18 protein-coding genes are annotated in these 20,019 nt (G+C 47.1%); 7 read left to right on the forward strand and 11 right to left on the reverse strand.

Annotated elements, in window-relative coordinates; all coding sequences use genetic code 11:
• Positions 1-2: 2 nt before the first annotated feature.
• Together OEU88_RS12145 and pdxH are read right to left on the reverse strand one after the other, a co-directional pair.
• A complete protein-coding gene (locus OEU88_RS12145; protein ID WP_262695443.1) occupies positions 3-1,457 on the reverse strand; it encodes a coniferyl aldehyde dehydrogenase in 1,455 nt (484 codons plus the stop codon).
• Between the two features lie 117 nt (positions 1,458-1,574).
• Positions 1,575-2,171, reverse strand: coding sequence for a pyridoxamine 5'-phosphate oxidase (gene pdxH / locus OEU88_RS12150; protein ID WP_262695444.1), 597 nt, complete (start codon positions 2,169-2,171; stop codon positions 1,575-1,577).
• 221 nt (positions 2,172-2,392) lie between these two features.
• Between pdxH and OEU88_RS12155 the strand changes: the two genes are divergently transcribed.
• The 5 genes from OEU88_RS12155 to OEU88_RS12175 all read left to right on the forward strand — a co-directional run bounded on the left by OEU88_RS12155 (position 2,393) and on the right by OEU88_RS12175 (position 7,285).
• Complete coding sequence (locus OEU88_RS12155) at positions 2,393-3,352, forward strand: J domain-containing protein (RefSeq protein WP_262695445.1); 960 nt, start codon at positions 2,393-2,395, stop codon at positions 3,350-3,352.
• On the forward strand, positions 3,349-4,272 hold the full coding sequence (locus OEU88_RS12160; RefSeq protein ID WP_262695446.1) for a YihY/virulence factor BrkB family protein: 924 nt from the start codon (positions 3,349-3,351) through the stop codon (positions 4,270-4,272). Before OEU88_RS12155 ends, OEU88_RS12160 begins: the two co-directional genes overlap by 4 nt.
• Positions 4,273-4,361: 89 nt before the next feature.
• Complete coding sequence (locus OEU88_RS12165) at positions 4,362-5,177, forward strand: enoyl-ACP reductase FabI (RefSeq protein ID WP_262695447.1); 816 nt, start codon at positions 4,362-4,364, stop codon at positions 5,175-5,177.
• A 15-nt stretch (positions 5,178-5,192) separates the two neighbouring features.
• Positions 5,193-6,263, forward strand: a complete 1,071-nt coding sequence (gene aroC, locus OEU88_RS12170; RefSeq protein WP_262695448.1) for a chorismate synthase — start codon at positions 5,193-5,195, stop codon at positions 6,261-6,263.
• Positions 6,264-6,325: 62 nt separating this feature from the next.
• The gene (locus OEU88_RS12175) at positions 6,326-7,285 is read left to right on the forward strand and encodes an alpha/beta fold hydrolase (RefSeq protein WP_262695449.1); all 960 of its coding nucleotides are present in this window, start codon (positions 6,326-6,328) and stop codon (positions 7,283-7,285) included.
• A 9-nt stretch (positions 7,286-7,294) separates the two neighbouring features.
• Here the strand turns inward: OEU88_RS12175 and rlmD are convergent, their stop codons facing one another.
• From rlmD to OEU88_RS12210, 7 genes are all read right to left on the reverse strand, one after another.
• Complete coding sequence (gene rlmD / locus OEU88_RS12180; RefSeq protein WP_262695450.1) at positions 7,295-8,575, reverse strand: 23S rRNA (uracil(1939)-C(5))-methyltransferase RlmD; 1,281 nt, start codon at positions 8,573-8,575, stop codon at positions 7,295-7,297.
• Positions 8,568-9,311, reverse strand: coding sequence for a TlyA family RNA methyltransferase (locus OEU88_RS12185; protein WP_262695451.1), 744 nt, complete (start codon positions 9,309-9,311; stop codon positions 8,568-8,570). The genes rlmD and OEU88_RS12185 overlap by 8 nt, the downstream gene beginning before the upstream one ends.
• A 38-nt stretch (positions 9,312-9,349) precedes the next feature.
• The gene (gene dxs, locus OEU88_RS12190; RefSeq protein ID WP_262695452.1) at positions 9,350-11,275 is read right to left on the reverse strand and encodes a 1-deoxy-D-xylulose-5-phosphate synthase; all 1,926 of its coding nucleotides are present in this window, start codon (positions 11,273-11,275) and stop codon (positions 9,350-9,352) included.
• 61 nt (positions 11,276-11,336) lie between these two features.
• Positions 11,337-12,239, reverse strand: a complete 903-nt coding sequence (locus OEU88_RS12195; RefSeq protein ID WP_262695453.1) for a polyprenyl synthetase family protein — start codon at positions 12,237-12,239, stop codon at positions 11,337-11,339.
• A gap of 4 nt (positions 12,240-12,243) precedes the next feature.
• The gene (locus tag OEU88_RS12200) at positions 12,244-12,501 is read right to left on the reverse strand and encodes an exodeoxyribonuclease VII small subunit (protein WP_262695454.1); all 258 of its coding nucleotides are present in this window, start codon (positions 12,499-12,501) and stop codon (positions 12,244-12,246) included.
• 88 nt (positions 12,502-12,589) lie between these two features.
• On the reverse strand, positions 12,590-13,780 hold the full coding sequence (locus OEU88_RS12205) for an MBL fold metallo-hydrolase (RefSeq protein ID WP_262695455.1): 1,191 nt from the start codon (positions 13,778-13,780) through the stop codon (positions 12,590-12,592).
• A gap of 11 nt (positions 13,781-13,791) precedes the next feature.
• The gene (locus OEU88_RS12210; RefSeq protein ID WP_262695456.1) at positions 13,792-15,588 is read right to left on the reverse strand and encodes an acyl-CoA dehydrogenase; all 1,797 of its coding nucleotides are present in this window, start codon (positions 15,586-15,588) and stop codon (positions 13,792-13,794) included.
• Positions 15,589-15,747: 159 nt separating this feature from the next.
• Here OEU88_RS12210 and OEU88_RS12215 point away from each other — a divergent pair, with 159 nt between their 5' ends.
• The gene (locus tag OEU88_RS12215; RefSeq protein WP_262695457.1) at positions 15,748-16,719 is read left to right on the forward strand and encodes an L-threonylcarbamoyladenylate synthase; all 972 of its coding nucleotides are present in this window, start codon (positions 15,748-15,750) and stop codon (positions 16,717-16,719) included.
• Positions 16,716-18,137 (forward strand): FAD-binding oxidoreductase, encoded by a 1,422-nt coding sequence (locus OEU88_RS12220; RefSeq protein ID WP_262695458.1) that lies wholly within the window; start codon positions 16,716-16,718, stop codon positions 18,135-18,137. The genes OEU88_RS12215 and OEU88_RS12220 overlap by 4 nt, the downstream gene beginning before the upstream one ends.
• Here the strand turns inward: OEU88_RS12220 and OEU88_RS12225 are convergent, their stop codons facing one another.
• Entirely contained in the window at positions 18,138-18,713 is a 576-nt protein-coding gene (locus tag OEU88_RS12225) for a lysophospholipid acyltransferase family protein (RefSeq protein WP_262695459.1), read from the reverse strand.
• Positions 18,714-19,026: 313 nt separating this feature from the next.
• Positions 19,027-19,968 carry a DUF2336 domain-containing protein gene (locus OEU88_RS12230; protein WP_262695460.1) on the reverse strand — a complete coding sequence of 314 codons (942 nt, stop codon included), beginning with the start codon at positions 19,966-19,968 and terminating at the stop codon, positions 19,027-19,029.
• Between the last annotated feature and the right edge of the window lie 51 nt (positions 19,969-20,019).

Consider the following 20,019-nt stretch of genomic DNA (forward strand, 5'->3'; position numbering starts at 1 on the left):
TTTCATTTTTTCAACAATCGTTCAACATTTTTGGTAAGTACATCTGTATATGGCGGAATTACGCCTAGCAATTTAGCGATACTCAAACGTGTTGGGTGCTTAAGAACAGCTTTCATGTGGCTAAACTCCCGGAAACCATCATATCCGTGATATGTTCCCATGCCGCTATTACCAGAGCCACCAAATGGCAAGTTGTCATGACCACCATGCCACAACACATCATTAACAGTTACACCCCCTGAAGTGGTTTTTGAGAGAACCTGTTTCTCTTCAGATGCGTCATTGCCAAAGTAATAAAGTGCAAGAGGTCGCGGCTTGTCGTTCACATAAGAGATAATATCTTCCGTGCTTTCATATGTGCGCACCGGTAAAATAGGGCCAAATATCTCTTCTTGCATAACCTTCATATCGTCGGTTGCGTCTAGAATGAGTGCTGCAGGTAGCTTATTAGCTTGGTTTTGACCGACAAAGTCCTCATCAGCAGGATTGATAAACCTTACATCAGCGCCTTTCTCGCGTGCATCGTCCAAATAGCCTTCTAAACGCTCGCGGTGTCTTCGTGATATGATAGATGTATACTGATCGTTCGCCAACATCGTTGGATACATGCGCGTGACTCTTTTTTCGTAAGTGTCTACAAATGCATCACGTTGATGTTTCTTCAGGTTGATATAATCAGGCGCAAGGCAAATTTGCCCAGCATTCAGAAGCTTCATGGTTGCAACACGCTCGGCAACCAAATCAAGATCAGCACTTTCCCCAACAACAACCGGGCTTTTCCCGCCAAGTTCAAGGGTAACAGGTGTTAAATTCTCGGCAGCAGCTCTCATGATCAATTTGCCAACAACAGGCGCACCAGTGAACATCAAGTGATCCCATGGCTGTTTTGAAAATGCCTGACTTGTCTCTACCGCACCGTTAACAACCGTAAGCTCTGTCTCATCAAATTTTTCGGCGAAAATCTTTGCAAAAAATGCTGACGTACGAGGCGTATGTTCAGATGGCTTAATAACAACACGGTTACCAGCTGCCAATATCTGAGACAGCGGCACAAACACCATTGTTAAAGGGAAGTTCCAAGGCGTTATAAGTCCAACAACGCCTTTTGGTTGCGGCATAACAGACGCCTTGGCGCCCAACAGTCCCAGCGGAAACTGCAATGAGCGCTTTTCAGGTCGCATCCACTTATCAACATGCTTGATGGCATCCTTCAACGCGCCAGCACTGGCAGCAACATCAGCAAACAATGTTGTTTCTGCAGAACGATTACCAAAATCCTCGGAAATCAGGCGAATAAACGTGTCTTTATTTTCCATCAGGCATGCGAGCGCGCGCTGCAATCGATCACGCCGCGTAGACAGGGAAACAGCACCTTCAGCAAGGTATGCAGCACGCTGTTTTGCTAACTTACCTGCGATAATATCTTCAGAAGTTTCAACGATATGCGCGCCGTCCATAATGTGCTCCTACGATGAAGTATGCAATGAGTGCACATATAATCTAACGCTAAAAGCCATCAGGTCAAAACGTGAGGAAATTTTACTTATTCCTCGGCCCGCATAATGGGTCATGTATCAAGGATATATTTCTTCGCAGGTCCAGTTTTTATTATCGTCATCAAGCTTGAAAGTTTTACGTTCATGCAATCTGAACTTTCGATCACGCCAAAACTCAAAATAGTTCGGCTTTAATCTGAATCCTGACCAAAAATCAGGTCTTGGTATCTCGCCTGTACCAAATTTCTTAGTGTAGTGAGCAATAGCCGCCTCGAATTCAAATCGACCTTCCATAGGCCTCGATTGCTTGGACGCCCACGCTCCGATTCTACTGGTGCGCGGCCGCGATGCAAAATATTCATCCGCTTCAGCATTAGAAACAACTTCAACAGTGCCTTCAACACGAATTTGCCGGCGCAAGGTCTTCCAGTGAAATAGCACTGCTGCATTGGAATTCGCTAATAAATTGCGCCCTTTACGACTTTCAAAATTAGTATAGAAAACCACACCGTTTTCATCGAAACCTTTTAAAAGCACCATTCGAATACTTGGTGCACCTCGCTCATTAACCGTCGAAAGTGCCATCGCATTGGGGTCGTTGATTTCTGATTTTTCAGCGTCTGACAACCATATTCGCATCTGGTCAAATGGTTCCAGATAAGGAGCACTCGTCATTTTTAAACACCCTTCCAAACAGCGGCATATCATCACTGGGTTTAGTTTAACCTCACCCTAACCGCTAAACATAAACGGCAAAATAGAAAAATGAGGCATGAGTATACATATTTTATAATTGCACCTACGTGCAGTTTCACTACATATGGATGTAGTAATTTTACTGAAACGGCGAGCAACAAAAGCTTGTACGATTGGAAAACCAGTTTGGTGCTAAAAGCATGCGCGATTTATACGATATTTTAAGAGTAAAAAAAGGCGCATCACAGGATGATGTGAAAAAAGCGTACCGCACGCTCGCTAAAAAACTGCACCCGGATCACAACAAAGACGATGAAAAGATAGCCGAGCGTTTCAAGGAAGTATCAGCAGCATACTCCATATTAGGCGATGCTGAACAACGTGGACGTTATGATCGCGGTGAAATCGACGAAAACGGCAACGATAAGGCTCCCGGCTTCGGCGGCGCAGGTGGCTTTCGGTCTGGCGGCTACGGCGGTGGACATAACCGCCATCAAGATTTTGACATGGAGGAAGCTGAAGGCATTTTCTCCGAGTTTTTCCGCTTCACTGGTGGCCGCGGCGGTGGGGCGCGTGGTCGTGCTGGAGGGCAGCGCCAAAACCCTTATCAATCATCCAACCGCAAAAAAGGGCTGGATATCAGCTACGAGATAACGGTTGGTTTCGAGGAAGCAATCACAGGCGGTAAACGACGCCTGTCTTTGAATACAGGCAAGAGTGTCGACATCAAAGTTCCTGCTGGCATCAAAGATGGACAGGTGATACGCCTTTCTGGTCAGGGAGGGCCCGGCCTTGGTGCTGCACCAAAAGGCGACGCTCTTGTTGAAATACGCATAGCACCGCACCCGTATTACAAAAGAGAAGGCAATGACATTCACCTGGAATTGCCAATATCAATTGATGAGGCAATCCTGGGCGGCGACATTCAAGTGCCAACACCGCGCGGCAAACTAACAGTTCGTATACCGCGCAATTCTTCGAGTGGGCGACGATTGCGCCTTAAAGAAAAAGGCGTAAAAACAACCAAAGATACCGGGCACATGTATGTCACACTAAAGATTATGGCGCCGGAGAAACGAGACCTTGAATTGGAACGCGCAATACAAAACTGGGCCGGAGGAACAGGGCCCGATATGCGTAAAAAAGCAGGCCTAAATTGATAGCAAACGCCGACATAACAAACCTGGTAAGACACAAACTGATTTGGCAGCGCGCCTTGAGAAATTTTGGCCGCAACAATGCCATGGCAGCGGCTGGAAATATGGCATTCCTGACAATGCTGTCCCTGTTTCCTTCAATAATCTTTCTTGTTGCTCTCTCTGGTTTTGTAGGCCAGACGGAACGCGGAATTGAGGCAATAAACTTTATGTTCGAAGTTCTGCCGCCTGAAGTTTCAGGCGTCATCAAAGCCCCAATACAAGGCATTATTCGTAACACTGGTGCCAGTATACTCACCAGTTCAATCCTGTTTGCTTTATGGACAGCAGCGGTTGGTGTCGAGGCGTCAAGAGATGTCTTGATCAAAGCTTTTGGCCGCCGTCATGCACGTGCAATGTGGATCAGGCGCCTTGAAAGTCTTGCCGTAGTAGTGATTGGCGCCGCCTCTGTCATTGCGGCCATGTCTATATTGGTAATTGGTCCTGCAATTCTTGAGGCTATTTCAACACATGCGCCAGAGATGGTATCTTCCGGGTTCGATCAAATATGGAACTATTTGCGGCTTTTGGTTAGCCCGTTAATTTTGCTGCTTGGGTTATATGCAGTATATTTTTCGCTAACGCCTCGGCGCGTTAAAAAGCCATATCGTTTGCCTGGTACCGTGTTTTGCCTGTTGGTGTTGATTTCAACCGCGAAAGGCCTTTCTGTTTACCTGAAGTACGTAGATAACTATGATTTAACCTATGGCTCGCTGGCAGGTGTTGTCATTCTGCAGCTGTTTTGCTTCTTGGTGAGCATTGGGTTTGTTATGGGCGCTGAGCTAAACGCTGCTTATACTGCAACCGACAAACAAATTGCCCGTATTGAGCGGGCTCTCAAAGAGGACGATCAGCAAAACGACGACAAAACACCTACTAGTTAAGATAATTGACGCAGCGTAAACAAACTGTAGGATGCGCCGCTTGTGCGCCAAGATGATACACATAATAAAATGAGATTAAGGGGTTAGGCATGACAAAACTTATGGAAGGTAAGCGCGGCCTTATAATGGGCGTTGCTAATGACCGCTCTATGGCTTGGGGTATTGCTCAAGCATGTGCTGAGCACGGAGCCGAGCTTGCATTCACATACCAAGGTGATGCTTTAAAAAAGCGTGTTGAGCCATTAGCGAGCTCACTAGGGTCAGACTTTGTAGAACCTTGCGATGTTTCAAGCGAAGAGTCGATGGACGCTATGTTTGAAAAACTGCAAGCCAAATGGGATACACTCGATTTCTTCGTTCACGCCATTGGATACTCTGACAAAAGCGAACTTAAAGGTCGGTACATTGATACCACCATGAGTAATTTCCTGATGACAATGAATATTTCAGCATACAGTTTCGTCGCAGTCGGCCAGCGCGCAGAGAAGATGATGACCAATGGCGGCAGCATGCTGACATTAAGCTATTATGGCTCCGAAAAGGTTGTGCCCCGCTACAATGTGATGGGCGTTGCCAAAGCTGCGCTGGAGGCCAGCACACGCTATATGGCGCGCGACTTGGGCGAGAAAAACATCCGGGTCAACACTATTTCCGCAGGCCCTATGAAGACACTGGCAGCATCTGGAGTTGGCGATTTCCGTACACTACTGAAGTATAATGAAAAGAACGCCCCCCTTAAACGGAACATCACACTTGATGATGTTGCTGGCGCAGGTCTTTACTTACTTTCAGATCTGTCTTCAGGCGTAACCGCCGAAACGCATTATGTTGACGCTGGGTTCAACTCAACTTGTATGCCAACAGATGACGAGTCGATGCGGCTGTTTGTATCTGGCCAAGATTAGGCATAGGATTAACGCATGTCATACAATACGTTTGGACGCTTATTTCGGTTCACCACATGGGGTGAAAGCCACGGCCCTGCCATTGGCTGCACACTAGACGGCGTGCCGCCCCGTATTGAGTTGACAGAAAGTGATATTCAAACGTTTCTTGATGAACGCAGACCCGGACAATCCAAATATACAACGCAGCGCCGCGAACCTGACACAGTGAAGATTTTGTCAGGCGTTTTCGAAGGGCAAACAACGGGTACGCCGATACAGTTAATGATTGAAAATGTCGATCAACGATCAAAAGACTATGGCAACATCGCCCAGTCCTACCGTCCCGGGCATGCAGACTACACATATGACGCTAAATACGGCATTCGCGATTATCGCGGCGGCGGGCGCTCAAGCGCTCGTGAAACAGCATCACGTGTTGCCGCCGGTGCAATTGCCCGCAAAGTTCTAGGCGAAGGAATTAAAATTCGCGCCAGCATGGTCCAAATGGGTGAACATATGATAGACTGGACCCGTTTCAGCTGGGATGAAGTCAAGCAAAACCCTTTCTTTTGCCCTGACCCTATTGCAGCGGATGAATGGGCATCAGAGCTCGATAAAATCCGTAAGGCTGGCAGTTCGATAGGCGCCGTAATCGAAGTTGTTGCGGAAGGCGTTCCTGCCGGATGGGGCGCGCCTGTATACGGCAAACTGGATGCTGACCTGGCAACAGCACTCATGAGCATCAATGCCGCCAAAGGTGTTGAAATTGGCGCCGGCATGGCAAGCGCCGCACTTACCGGTGAAGAAAACGCAGACCAGATGCGCCCCGGCGATGATGGCCCTGTATTTCTATCAAATAACGCGGGCGGTATTCTCGGCGGCATTTCGACAGGTCAGCCTGTTGTTGCTCGTTTTGCAGTAAAGCCAACCAGCTCCATTCTGACACCGCGCCAAAGTGTGACCAGTGACGGCGAAGCGACAAATGTTTCAACAAAAGGCCGCCATGACCCGTGTGTTGGTATTCGTGCAGTTCCAATCGCTGAAGCAATGATGGCTGTTGTACTGGCTGACCATATGATGATGCACCGCGCTCAATGTGGTTGAACAAATCATAGAGAGACGCCTGTTGCAGTGGTCTAGATAGAAAAGCTAAGTAGGAGTGTTACATGCTCAAGTGGCTTAAATATGTTGGCGGCATTGCCTTGCTTTTACTGGCTTTGCTTATATACAAAAACTGGGCTTCGGATATTCCCCATCATGTACTCGCTCAGAAGTATGCAACCGGTGCATCCGATTTCATAACCCTGCCATCCGGTGCCACCGCTCACTACCGCATACAGGGGAACCCTGAGGGCGAACCACTTGTATTACTGCATGGATCCAATTCATCACTGCACACGTGGGAGCCTTGGGTCAACAATCTGAAAGACACATTCTTCATTGTTACTGTAGACCTGCCCGGCCACGGCCTCACAGGCCCAATAGAAAGCGAAGACTACACGTATAATAGCATGATTTTGTTTATTAAAGAATTCATGCAATCAATTGAAATAAATAAGTTTTCTCTTGGCGGAAATAGCATGGGCGGTGGTATTGCGCTAGCTTATGCATTGCAATACCCTGGTGACGTAACATCGCTTGTTCTTGTAGATGCAGCAGGCGTAAAAGTGCCTCTTGAAGCTGCTAAAAAAGTTGACCGCCCCATTGCATTTGAACTAGCCGGACGATGGTACAGTGACTGGATTATTGAGAACATCACTCCAAGGTCACTGGCTTCCGAAGGTTTGAAGAAAAGTGTCAGTGTTAAGGAAATCATCACAGAAGATATGGTTGACCGTTATTGGGAACTCGTACGTCACCCTGGAAACAGGCACGCCACAGGTCTAAGGTTTGCGTGGTATCGCAATAATGCCAGTCATAGCCTCGCAGTTGAAAACATAACGCAACCAACGCTTATTTTATGGGGTGAAGACGATAGCCTTATTCCGGTAGAGTCTGGTATCAAAATGGACAGATTAATACCGAATAGTAAGCTTCTAACATTTAAGAATGTTGGTCACCTGCCGATGGAGGAAGCCCCGGAAGAAACAGCTAATGCCGTCAGGGCATTTTTAAATGCTCAATAGCCCGCTTTCCTAACCACATTTGGTGAATACCGCGACCAGTTCAAGGTGTGATGACCAAAGGAATTGATCAACTGGCAGCACGCTATCTAACCTGTAACCGCCATCAACCAAGATACGAGCATCACGTGCAAAGGTATTTGGGTTACATGACACAGCAACAATCCGTTTAACGCTAGATGTTGCTAATGTACGCATCTGTTCAATGGCACCTGCCCTTGGTGGATCAATCACAACGGCATCAAACCCTGTAAGCTCTGTGGTCGTCATGGGACGACGAAACAAATCACGGTGCTTTGTCACAATTTGCTTCAGCTTGGGCCCTATGCGCTGCGCATTGTTACGCGCAAGTTCAAGACTGCTTAAAGCAGCTTTTGCACCCTCGATTGCTAAAACTTGATGGTTGTGCGCCAGCGGGAAAGTAAAAGTCCCAAGACCACAAAAAAGATCGGCTACCCGCCTGTATCCATCACAAGCAGAAACAACAGCATCAACAAGTGCTTTTTCACCCTCCAGCGTTGCTTGTACAAAAGCAGCTGGCGGTATTGTTACTTTCACTCTGTCAAAGTTCATGATCGGTTCGCGCCGGATAGCAACGGGGTCTAGAAAGCTCTCATTCTGCCAGTGAAGCGCCGCAAGATCATGCGTTTCAGCAAACCTTACCAAGCTTTCGCGCGCATCAAGATCAAGTTCCGCAACGCCTTCGATCAACATATCAAGACCAGATGCTGTCTCCGTTATATGTAATGTAGCCAAACCACGCTGAGGCAAAAGCTTGTGCAAGAGCACGCGCAAATCAGGTAATAACTGCATAATACCGGATCGCGTAATAGGGCATTCTACGACATGAACAATTCGGTGGCTTTGCTTTTGTGTAAAACCAATTACTACGCCTGATGCAGTGTTCAGTGCCTTAAAGGCAACGCGCCGCCTAGACCGAGAACCTGTTACAACAGGCTCAAGAATATTTATGCCCTCAAATCCATGCTGACCAAGAGAGCGCACAAGGCGTTCTTTGCTCCAGTTTATGTAAAAACCATCACCGAGATGCTGTAATTGGCAACCACCACACGCGCCGAAGTGCTGACATTCAGGTTTGCGGCGATCTGCAGACGGAGAATCAATACTCGCCAGCACAGCGTTAACAGCACCGCGTTTGCGCTCAGCGACCTCCACAGTTACCTTATCGCCCGTTACCGTCATGGGGACATACACAGGCATGCCTTCATGCGTACCAACACCGTCACCTTGGGCACCAACACTCTCAATAGTCAGTTTGAGTGTTTCAGTCATTTGCTTTGATTCCGCATATCAAGAATTCAACATTCCCTTCCGGGCCTTTGATCGGACTTTCGGTTATGCCAATAGCCTGCCATTCAGGTAGCGCATCAAGCCATGCACGCGTGTCTTCACAGACACCTTTGTGCAACATTGGATCGCGGACAACACCGCCTTTGCCAACATTCTCCTTGCCAACCTCGAATTGCGGCTTGATCAACGCAGCAAGCACGCCGCCCGGCCTCACAAAACCCAATGCTGCAGGCAACACTGTTTTAAGTGAGATAAAACTCGCATCACACACAACAATATCAACGGGTTCTGGAATATGTGCAGCGTCCAGATACCGGGCATTTGTCTTTTCCAGCACAACTACACGGTCGTCATTACGTAGTTTCCAGTCAAGCTGCCCACGTCCCACATCTACTGCATATACTTTTGCTGCACCATGATGCAGTGCAACATCAGTAAACCCGCCGGTTGATGCACCAACGTCAATTACCTTTTTTTCAGAAAAGTTAATTTCAAAGTGCTCTATAGCCTTAACAAGCTTCAGACCACCTCTACTCACCCAAGGGTGATCACGTCCACGCACTTCAAGCGGCATATCATCTTTGATCTGATGCCCAGCTTTTGTAATTTTGGTTTCACCCGAAAAAACCTTACCAGCCATAATCAAGGCCTGCGCTTTAGAGCGCGTAGCGACAAGGCCGCGATCAACAAGTGCCACATCTGTGCGAATTTTGGCCAAGCTGATCTCCAAAACGATATTACGGATCAAAGTAAGGGTTAGTTATTGGCAGCCGACTTTTTATAACTGTTATGCCCAAGCGCCTTCAATGCTGCCTCTACGATACCAGAAGCATTCAAACCGGCGTCCTCATACATTTTTTCAGGTGCGTCATGGTCAATGAATACATCTGGTAATTTTAGTGCCCGTATTCTCAAATTTCCGTCCAGAATGCCCTCTTCTGCGCAGTAATCCATCACGTGCGCACCAAACCCGCCAATAGAACCCTCTTCGATCGTAAGGATTAAATCATGGCTTGCAGCAAGATCACGGATTAATTTGTGATCAACGGGTTTTGCGAAACGCGCGTCTGCAACAGTAGTAGAAAGACCTTTGGCTTCCAGTTCTTCTGCGGCCTTCAGCGCTTCGCTCAAACGTGCACCAAGCGACAGAATAGCAACTTTGGTCCCTTTACGCACAATACGACCTTTACCAATCTCCAGCACTTCACCGTGCTTTGGCATCTCGGCGCCCGTTCCTTCACCGCGCGGGTACCTTACTGCTGATGGGCGGTCATTGATAGAAACCGCAGTCGCAACCATATGTTTCAATTCGGCTTCATCAGCAGCAGCCATAACGACCATGTTAGGCAAGCTGGCCAAATAGGTAATATCAAAACTCCCGGCATGAGTTGGGCCGTCTGCACCAACAAGTCCGGCGCGGTCAATGGCGAAACGTACAGGCAGATTTTGCACCGCTACGTCGTGCACAATCTGGTCATATGCACGCTGCAGGAAGGTCGAATAAATCGTTGCGAATGGCTTGTAGCCTTCTGTTGCAAGACCTGCGGCGAATGTAACAGCATGCTGTTCCGCAATGCCAACGTCAAAACATCTATCAGGAAAGGCTTTCTCGAATTTATTAAGCCCGGTTCCAGATGGCATCGCAGCCGTTATAGCCACAACTTTGTCGTCACGTTCAGCTTCGTCGATCAGAGCTTCCGCAAATACGTTGGTATAAGTTGGCGCTTTGGGTGCTGATTTCGAACGCTCACCTGTTACCAGGTTAAATTTAGGAACAGCGTGGTATTTTTCTTCATTTGGTTCTGCAAACGGATGGCCTTTACCTTTTTCCGTCACGACATGAACCAACATGGGTCCATCAACCGCATCGCGCACATTTTCCAGTACCGGCAGCAGATGGTCCATATTATGCCCGTCAATGGGCCCAACATAGTAAAAACCAAGCTCATCAAACAATGTACCGCCACCAGCAGCCATACCGCGCGCCGTTTCTTCAGCCAGACGTGCACGGTCAGCCAAAGGTTTTGGCAGCATCTCCAGGATTTTCTTACCAAATCCACGCAAACTCAAAAATGTCTCAGAGCTAATAATTTTAGCAAGATATGCACTAAGTGCACCAACAGCTGGTGCAATCGACATATCATTATCATTCAGAATAACGATTAAACGGTTTCCAGCCTGCTCAGCATTATTCATTGCCTCGTAAGCCATGCCTGCACTCATGGCACCGTCACCGATAACCGCGATGGCGCGTCCAGGCTTGTTATCGAGCTTATTGGCAACCGCCATACCAAGCGCTGCACTTATTGACGTGGACGAATGACCAGCACCAAATGGGTCATACTCACTTTCACCGCGTTTCGTAAATGGTGAAAGCCCGCCACCTTGGCGAATACTGCGGATACCATCACGCCGACCCGTCAGGATTTTGTGTGGATACGCTTGGTGGCCTACATCCCATATCAAGCGATCATCTGGCGTGTTAAACACGTAGTGGAGTGCCACTGTCAGCTCGACAACACCTAACCCAGCCCCAAAATGCCCACCAGATGTTGATGCTGCATCAATGACTTCTGCACGCAATTGATCCGCAACAGCGCGCAAGTCTTCCTTGGGAAGTTGACGCAGGTCTTTTGGCGTATGGATTTTATCCAGCAAATCAGTGTTTGGACGTTTTGTCACCACATGTCCTTTTCAAGACCCCTATAAGCCTTTGTCTTCGCACATTATTCACCATATGTCATTATGTGCGACGAAAAATAGCAAAATGCGCTACTGCACGCAAAAGCGACGCTTTATCGTCGAATTCTGACAAATGTTCAATAGCTTGATCAGCTAATATAGATGCCTGTTTACGTGCGCGCTCAATCCCCATGATGCCAACAAGTGTTGCTTTGCCAGCATCTGCATCTTTTTGCGTTGCCTTGCCAACAACATCAGGGTCACCCTCCACGTCAAGAAGATCGTCTGCAATTTGAAAGGCTAGGCCAAGGTCACGAGCATACCCCTGCAATGACGACAATACGTTTGGTGCAGCATGGCCAAGCACAGCGCCAGCCTCAACAGAAAAGCTGATTAACGCGCCAGTTTTCATTTGTTGTAATCGGTATATTTCGGCTTCCTCTAGCGTTCGGTCCGCAGCACTCAAATCAATCATTTGACCACCAACCATGCCGTGATGCCCTGAAGCACGTGCAAGCTTACGCACTAATGACAAACGCACATTCGGATCAGCGTGTGTTGCTTCATCGCTTAAAATATCGAATGCAAGAGTGAGCAACGCATCGCCAGCAAGAATAGCCGTGGCTTCATCAAACGCTTTGTGTGCAGTAGGCTTGCCGCGACGAAAATCATCATCATCCATCGCTGGCAGGTCATCATGAATAAGCGAATAGCAATGCACACATTCAATTGCTGCAGCCACACGCAAGGCTTGCTCGCGGTTCACATCAAACAACGCAGCACTTGCAAGCACAAGAAATGGGCGAAGACGCTTGCCACCAGCAAAAAAGGAGTATCGCATAGCCTCAACCACGCGCGCCTCAGGGCCAGTCGGCATCGCCAATATAGGCTCAATCACCCGCTCAACAGCTTTAGAGGTCGCAGCAAGTGCGCTTTTTAGTGCATCATTGTTAAAATCAGACACAGGTTTAGTCGTCTGTCTCGAACGCGGTTGTTCCAACCGGTTGTTTTTGCTCGTCCAGTGTAATTTTCTCGATTTTCGCCTGCGCTCCCGCGAGCAATTTCTCGCAGTGTGCTTTTAGCTGCGTACCACGCGTGTAAAGATCGATGGATTGCTCAAGCGGGGCATTACCTGATTCTAGCTTGGCAACCACCTGATCCAATTCAGTCATTGCCTGCTCAAAACTCATGCTTTCCATATCTGATTGGTTACTTGCTTCACTCATGGCATTTTGCCCATACCTAATAATCAATGTTTGACACGTGCGTTATATAATCAGCCACAACAGTCATGGCAAAGACTATTGTCATATTTTAGGTATCAAATGTATTCAACCCTCGCATTTTAATACCGGAAAGCTTATTAATATCGCTCAATAATTCATTACCTTTGTATGTACCGCAAGCTGTGAACACATACACATCATTCTTCAGTTCACGCTCCATCAAACCAAGCGACTCCAACAAATGAATGTGAGCAATAGCTTCGCCCAGTGCCAGATAGAATTCCATACCTTCAATTTTTCGGCGATATAGTGCACGAAAAGTCTTCACAGTTGTACGCGGTTCCATGCACCATTCATGTAGGCGCCCCAACTTTATAATGTGACTTTTAATAATACCGTCAACCCGCTCGTTTAAACCAAAGAATACGCGGCCATGCGATGGAAGCACCAACGGATTACCACCCACTTCCTTCATACGGTCCAGAGTGGATATCCAATGTGCCAGCGGATTTGCCATTGGCTCACGCGAGTAAACTGAAACATTGGATGTAATGTGTGGCAGAACCTGATCTCCGGAAATGAAGAGCGGCTCATCAAGACATTGCAGGCAGGCATGCTCAGGAGAGTGCCCTCGTCCAATAACAACACGCCACTGGCGACCACCAAGCGTAAATTCGCGACCATCTTCCATACGGTGATATTGTTCTGGCAGCTTATGTACGCCTTTTTTATAATTTCCGTAGCCAGCAGCACGGATTTTATCTTCAAATGATCGATCTACACCGGCTTTAAACAAATGCTGAATTTCACTTTCGGGGTACTCACCGAGACCACTCAGCCATAGCGTGTTAGCAAGCAGGTATTCCGCCTGAGTTGTCCAAAAACTTGCATCCCATTTTTCGACCAACCATCCAGCCAAGCCTAAATGATCAGGATGCATGTGTGTTGCAATAACGCGGCCTATCGGCTTCCCGTCCAGCACACTGTCTTCGATCAACTGCCATGCATCGAAACCATCCTTGCAGCGCGCACCTGTATCAACAACGCTCCAGCTATCACCTTCGTCAAATAGATAGATATTAATGTGATCAAGTGACCAAGGAAGAGGCACCCGCGCCCATAGAATTCCGGGCGCAATTGTTATTGTTTGCGCACCATCCGGCACATCATCAGCAAACGGATAAGCAAGACCGTCTTCTTCAACGAGACTAGCGCTTGCACGGTGGTCAATCGTTTGCCCGTCGGTTACTTCCGTCACGGCATTTTCAGATACTGTCAACTTATGCCCTTTCAAAGCTCGCGACTAAAATCTTCTGCGCTCATAGCGGCGATAGATGCCGCACCAGCTTTAACTGGAGATAGTAATGCAGTTGCTGGTGGTAGCAACTGTTCAATGAAGAATTTTGCTGTTGTGATCTTCCCGTTAAGAAAACGTGGATTGCCTATATCGCTGCTCAATCTATGCTCAGCCTCAACGGCCTGTTGTGCAAGAAGGTATCCACCAACAACCGTACCGAATAATCGAAGGTAGGGCGTTGCGGCAGCAGCTGTATCAACAACACGGTCAAAGCCATTTTCTTGTAACGTATTTGCCGCTTTCTCCAATGCATCGACACCTTCATTGAGCGCTTGCTGGAATACCGCCATTTTCCCACTAAGATTTGTAGTAAAATCACGCATCTCAGCAATTAAAGCACGCCAGTGTTTACCACCATCCATGTTCAGCTTGCGTCCAACCAGATCTAACGCCTGAATACCGTTAGTTCCCTCGTAAATTGGCGCGATGCGGATATCCCGGTAATACTGCGCTACACCTGTTTCTTCGACAAAACCCATTCCACCATGCACTTGAATGGCAAGCGATGCAGCCTCAACACCGATATCAGTTGAGTATGCTTTTGAAATAGGCGTAAGCAAATCCGCTTCTCCCAACGCATTTGCACGTTCCTCACTATCTATCGCTGCATGAGCACGATCACTCGCCCAGACATTTCTATATATAATAGCGCGTGCAGCTTCTGCTGTTGCGCGCATTGTCAGCAACATCCGGCGTACATCGGGGTGTTCAATAATCGCTACTGGCTCATTAGTTTTGGAACTAATCGCTGCTGATTGAACCCGGTCTTGCGCGAACAACACAGCATGCTGATACGCTCGTTCAGCAATAGAAACGCCCTGCAATCCAACACCAATGCGCGCGTGGTTCATCATTGTGAACATGTTGCGCATACCAGCGTTTTCTTCGCCCACAAGGTATCCAATGCAATTACCTTCTTCTCCGAACGCCATGACACACGTGGGGCTAGCGTGAATGCCAAGCTTATGTTCGATACTCGTACATTTTACGTCGTTTCGACCACCAAGGCTGCCGTCCTCATTAACCAGAAATTTCGGCACGATAAACATTGATATGCCTTTTGTTCCGGCTGGCGCACCAGGCAATCGGGCAAGCACAAGATGAATGATGTTTTCACATAAATCATGCTCACCCCATGTAATATATATCTTTTGACCTGTTATCTTATACGTACCATCAGCCCGTTTTTCAGCTTTGGCGCGCAATGCACCAACATCAGATCCAGCCGACGGTTCTGTCAGGTTCATTGCTCCTGACCATTCGCCAGAAATCATTTTCGGTAAATATCGCATACGCAAATCATCATCAGCATGAGCGTTGATGGCAGCTATAGCGCCGCTTGTGAGCAATGGTTGTAAGCTGTAGGCCATGTTCGCTGATGTCACCATCTCGGTAACCGCAATTTCAAGCGAAGCAGGCAAGCCCTGCCCGCCAAGATCAGGATGTGCGCTAAGTGTAGGCCAGCCACCCTCTACAAATGCAGCATGCATAGGCTTGAAAGCATCTGGTGTCTTGACTTCACCTGCTGTTAGAACAGCGCCTTCCGCATCGCCAATTTGGTTTGTTGGCGCAATCACATCATTAGCCAGCTTTCCGGCCTCTTCCAAAACAGCCTGAACCAGATCTTCTCCGGCCTCGTCAAAGCCGGGCATAGAAGCCCACTGGCTCTTTCCAGCCATAGTTTCGAGTGCGAAATTGATCTCTTCCAAAGGAGCGCGGTAATAACTCATCGTTTACTCAATTCATTGTTCATCAAGCATCTATAGGTTGCCTGCTTGGTTTTCTATCTTACTTTAACGCGAGACTTTCACTTTACGGTCCGCTGTGTATATAAGCGAAGGCTGTAGTATAATTATTAGTCTCAAGCGGTTTAAATAGGGTTCAAACACGTGACGAACGGCGCAGGTATTATAACGACGCTCATTCACGAGACAGAAAATGGAGCGATTGATCGCGCTGTCGAGAAAATATTCGATAGCGAACTTGTCGCGCTGCCAACTGAGACTGTATATGGCCTTGCCGCTGATGCATTGAATGATGTCGCAGTAAAGAAAATATACCATGCGAAAGGTCGCCCCAGCCATAACCCTTTGATTTGTCATGTCTCGAATAACGCAATGGCACAGCGTTATGTGCGCGTTACGCCACTGGCAAAACTACTTATGGATAGTTTCTGGCCTGGTCCCTTAACTATTGTATTACCTCAAATTCCTGAGAACGGAATTGCGCCAACAGTGTCTGCCGGGCTTGAAACATTAGCTGTAAGATGCCCTGCTGCGAACACCACACGTGAAATTATAAGCAAACTGGATCGTCCGATTGCGGCACCGAGCGCAAATATATCAGGTAAACTGTCACCCACCACCGCGCAGGATGTATTGAATGATTTTGATGGCAAGATACCGCTGATTATTGACGGCGGCGCCACAAAGGTGGGTATAGAATCAACTATTGTGGCCGTACATGATAATCAGATTAAGTTATTACGCCCTGGTATGGTAACCGCTGACGACATTGTTCATGCCACAAGCGTTCCTGTCAGAGACTATGAAGGCACTCAGATTGTCGCTCCTGGTCAACTACAAAGCCATTATGCACCCAACGCAGCTGTGTTATTGAATCAGGAAAATACCGGCGAACACTTTTTTATTGGTTTTGGCGATACCACTGGAGATCTCAATCTAAGCCCAAACGGTGATCTTGCTGAGGCAGCACATAATCTTTTTCAACACCTGCGCTCAGCAGACAAACACACCGAAGGATCAATTGCACTGGCTTCAATTCCCAATTCAGGCATTGGTATTGCCATCAATGATCGTTTGAAACGTGCATCCGCACCTAGAGATGAGTCCAGCACATGATTGCGGATCACCATATCATAGCCTTAAAAGCCCTTGTCGACGCGAATGGCTCAACAACAGAAAAACATGACCTTGAACCATTTGTAACTGAATGGCGCGACAAGTTTATTGGCAAAACTCAACTCATGTTATCCCCAAAAACGACGGATGAAGTTGCCGCAATCATCAAGTATTGCAGCACACATCAAATCACAGTTGTTCCTCAGGGGGGAAATACTGGTCTTGTAGGCGGCAGCACACCCGGCATAAACGGCGCAGATGAAATACTTATCAACTTAAGGCGCATGACATCCGTACATAATGTGAATGCCGAAGATTACTCCGTCACAGTTGATGCTGGCTGTACGGTCAGCATGATACATGAGGCCGCCATCGCCTCGGACAGGCTGTTTCCATTGTCTTTAGCGTCAGAAGGAAGCTGCACTGCCGGCGGTGTTGCCTCAACAAACGCAGGCGGTGTTCATGTCATTCGGTACGGCACAACGCGGGCATTGGTTTTAGGCGTTGAAGCTGTATTACCAGATGGTAGCATTATTGATGCATTGACGCCTCTTCGTAAAGACAACACAGGTTATGCGTTGGCGCAGCTGATGATTGGCGCTGAAGGTACGCTTGGTATCATTACCAAGGTTTGTTTCAAGCTTTATCCATCTGAAAAGAAACGTTCAACAGCTTGGCTCGCGTTACCCGACGCCAATTCAGCACTAAAGTTACTCTCAATGGCGCGTGACATCACAGGAGACCAGGTATCCGTATTTGAGCTGATGTGTCGCCCTGCCCTTGATTTTGCGTTCAATCACATACCCGACCTTCGTGATCCCATCAGCGACATTTACCCTTGGTATGTTTTACTTGAATGTGCATCCAGTGATGCAGCTAGTGATATCAATATCAAGGTACAAACTCTGCTTGAAGCAGCATTGGAGCAAAATCTTATCGTTGACGGTGCCATTGCTCTATCCGAGCAACAGCGCGAGCTATTTTGGCATACACGCGAGAGCCTGTCTGAAGCTCAAAAACATGAAGGCGGTAGTATAAAACACGATATTTCAGTGCCGGTTTCAACAATCCCGAAATTCATTGAAGCGGCAACCAACGCCATTCACGCAAAATATCCAGATGCACGCGTAACGCCATTCGGTCACATGGGAGATGGCAATTTACACTTCAACGTTATGCAACCAGCAAATCAGGCAAAAGCTGATTTCCTCAGTCATTGGGAAGACATGAATAGATTAGTACATGATGTAGTGATCGAATTTGGCGGCTCTATTTCAGCAGAACACGGTATCGGTATTCTGAAAAAAGATGAATTATCAAGAACAAAGCCATCTGCGAACCTGGCAGCAATGCGTGCAATTAAACATGCACTGGACCCTAAAAATATTATGAACCCGCGTGTACTGTTTTCCGATTGATTACTGGTTTCTTGCAGGCCGAATGCCTATTTTATCACTATAGAACTGACGAATAGCAGCAAGGTCTTTTTCCAGATCACCGGTCGGTATAAACATGGGACCAAACCCGATTTCCTTTCTCCGAGTGTCAATATAAGCCTGTGCAATCGGCACATCCGCAGCAACAGCAATTCGGTAGAAACCTGATTTCCATTTGGATACATTAGAGCGCGTTCCTTCAGGGGCGATCCCTAAAATGAGTTCATCCGCTTCTTTAAAAACATGAATTGCCTGCTCAATGACGTCACCTGCAAGCGGGCTGGAACGATTCACTGGTATGCCGCCTAACCAGTAAAACAACCGACCAAAGAAACCCTTAAAAAGAGTATGCTTACCAAGAAACCTGATCCGCATCTTTTTGTATCCCACAAGCGCCATAAATAACGGGAAGTCCCAATTACTGGTGTGGGGGGCAGCAATCGCAACATACTTTTTATTTTGCGGCAGCTCGCCAACCACACGCCAGCCGCCAATTCGCAGGATCAGCAAACTCAGAAAATACATTAAAGCGCGGAAAAAAGATGAATCGTAAATCAAAACACTAATCCAAGTAATAAAGCATCACGCTAATCTGCGTGATACTTATTAGCAAGGCATCAAAAGAAAACGGTGGATGGACAAAGCCCACCCACCGTTTGTTTGAAAAAGCATTACTCAGGCAAAATAACAACTTATTCAATGCAATCAGCCTCAGGCAAGGCGTCATTACCTCTACGATATCGCAACACCTATGCCAGAAAAATAATCTATATTAAACAGTACATTAGAAATCACGCTCTGATTCAGCGCTCGATTATGAAACAGTTCAATTGTTATATTTTGAGACATGCCTCAAAATGAGACAAAACATTCAAACCTTAAGGCGTTCATAGGATATCAATAGAACACCAATCACTGATTTTGAGAACCCAGCAGCGTCCAACAAGCGCGCGACAACAGTTTTGTCACGTTTGCTGATCAACGCGTCTATGGTATCATATGGTTTGGCCAGCAGCACTGAAATAGCTGACGTAAACAGGCGTAAATTGTTATTTTGCAGGTATGCCAATAACAAATCAGAATCGAGCCCTCGCGTTTTATTTAATTGTTTAAGGTAATTGTAAATCTCGGTTTGCGGTGCCAACTCAAGCATTTTTGAGAATACCTGTCGCTTGGCAAGAGAAGCCAAATATGTCGCATAATCCTGTGACAAACCGAAACGGGAGCACAGCATCTCTCCGTACTGATGCGAGACCTTGAAAATCAATTTCTCAACCATATCCGCTGGCAAATCAGCACGTGAGACCAATTTTTCCATAAGGCTCACATCTTCAGGGAAACGTTTAACAACCCGATTATAGCTGCGGGAAGATAAATCCGCAGTTTCATTATCAGCCAACACAGTAATAGCAGAATGGCTACCAACATCTGCTATTGCAAAAGCAACTGCCTCTGAAATACCTTGCCTTTGCGCAATAGACTCCTGTTGTTGTTCATTGCAAGTACGAACAATTTCTTCCAGAAAATCATCGGTTACAGCTTCTGACGCTATCAAAAAAGGCATAGATACCTCTTCGATGTCTTTGGCGACCATAACAAGGATATCTTTAGGTAAAAACTGACAATGTTTTAGCTCCTGAGACAGGGCTTCACGCACCGATATCGCAACATCTTCAGCCAAAATTTTTGCAAGTTCAAGTGCTGCCTTTTTTTCTGTTTGATCATCAGACAACGTTAGTATCTTGCCAACTTTCTTGGCAATTTCAGCCCGAGCCTCTTGCTCAATGTTTTTAAGATTATCTACGTGCATCATTGTACATTAATACTCTAGACTATGCTTTATCGTGGTCTAATTACTTGAGTA

The sequence above is a fragment of the Kordiimonas aquimaris genome (assembly GCF_025574485.1).
GTDB classification, from domain to species: Bacteria; Pseudomonadota; Alphaproteobacteria; order Sphingomonadales; family Kordiimonadaceae; genus Kordiimonas; species Kordiimonas aquimaris.

What these genes read in the sequence shown, in the direction of transcription:
- OEU88_RS12145 (WP_262695443.1), bottom strand. Translation starts at nt 1,457, where the DNA reads ATGGACGGCGCGCATATCGTTGAAACTTCTGAAGATATTATCGCAGGT.
- pdxH (WP_262695444.1), bottom strand. Translation starts at nt 2,171, where the DNA reads ATGACGAGTGCTCCTTATCTGGAACCATTTGACCAGATGCGAATATGG.
- OEU88_RS12155 (WP_262695445.1), top strand. Translation starts at nt 2,393, where the DNA reads ATGCGCGATTTATACGATATTTTAAGAGTAAAAAAAGGCGCATCACAG.
- OEU88_RS12165 (WP_262695447.1), top strand. Translation starts at nt 4,362, where the DNA reads ATGACAAAACTTATGGAAGGTAAGCGCGGCCTTATAATGGGCGTTGCT.
- aroC (WP_262695448.1), top strand. Translation starts at nt 5,193, where the DNA reads ATGTCATACAATACGTTTGGACGCTTATTTCGGTTCACCACATGGGGT.
- OEU88_RS12175 (WP_262695449.1), top strand. Translation starts at nt 6,326, where the DNA reads ATGCTCAAGTGGCTTAAATATGTTGGCGGCATTGCCTTGCTTTTACTG.
- rlmD (WP_262695450.1), bottom strand. Translation starts at nt 8,575, where the DNA reads ATGACTGAAACACTCAAACTGACTATTGAGAGTGTTGGTGCCCAAGGT.
- OEU88_RS12200 (WP_262695454.1), bottom strand. Translation starts at nt 12,501, where the DNA reads ATGAGTGAAGCAAGTAACCAATCAGATATGGAAAGCATGAGTTTTGAG.
- OEU88_RS12210 (WP_262695456.1), bottom strand. Translation starts at nt 15,588, where the DNA reads ATGAGTTATTACCGCGCTCCTTTGGAAGAGATCAATTTCGCACTCGAA.
- OEU88_RS12220 (WP_262695458.1), top strand. Translation starts at nt 16,716, where the DNA reads ATGATTGCGGATCACCATATCATAGCCTTAAAAGCCCTTGTCGACGCG.
- OEU88_RS12230 (WP_262695460.1), bottom strand. Translation starts at nt 19,968, where the DNA reads ATGATGCACGTAGATAATCTTAAAAACATTGAGCAAGAGGCTCGGGCT.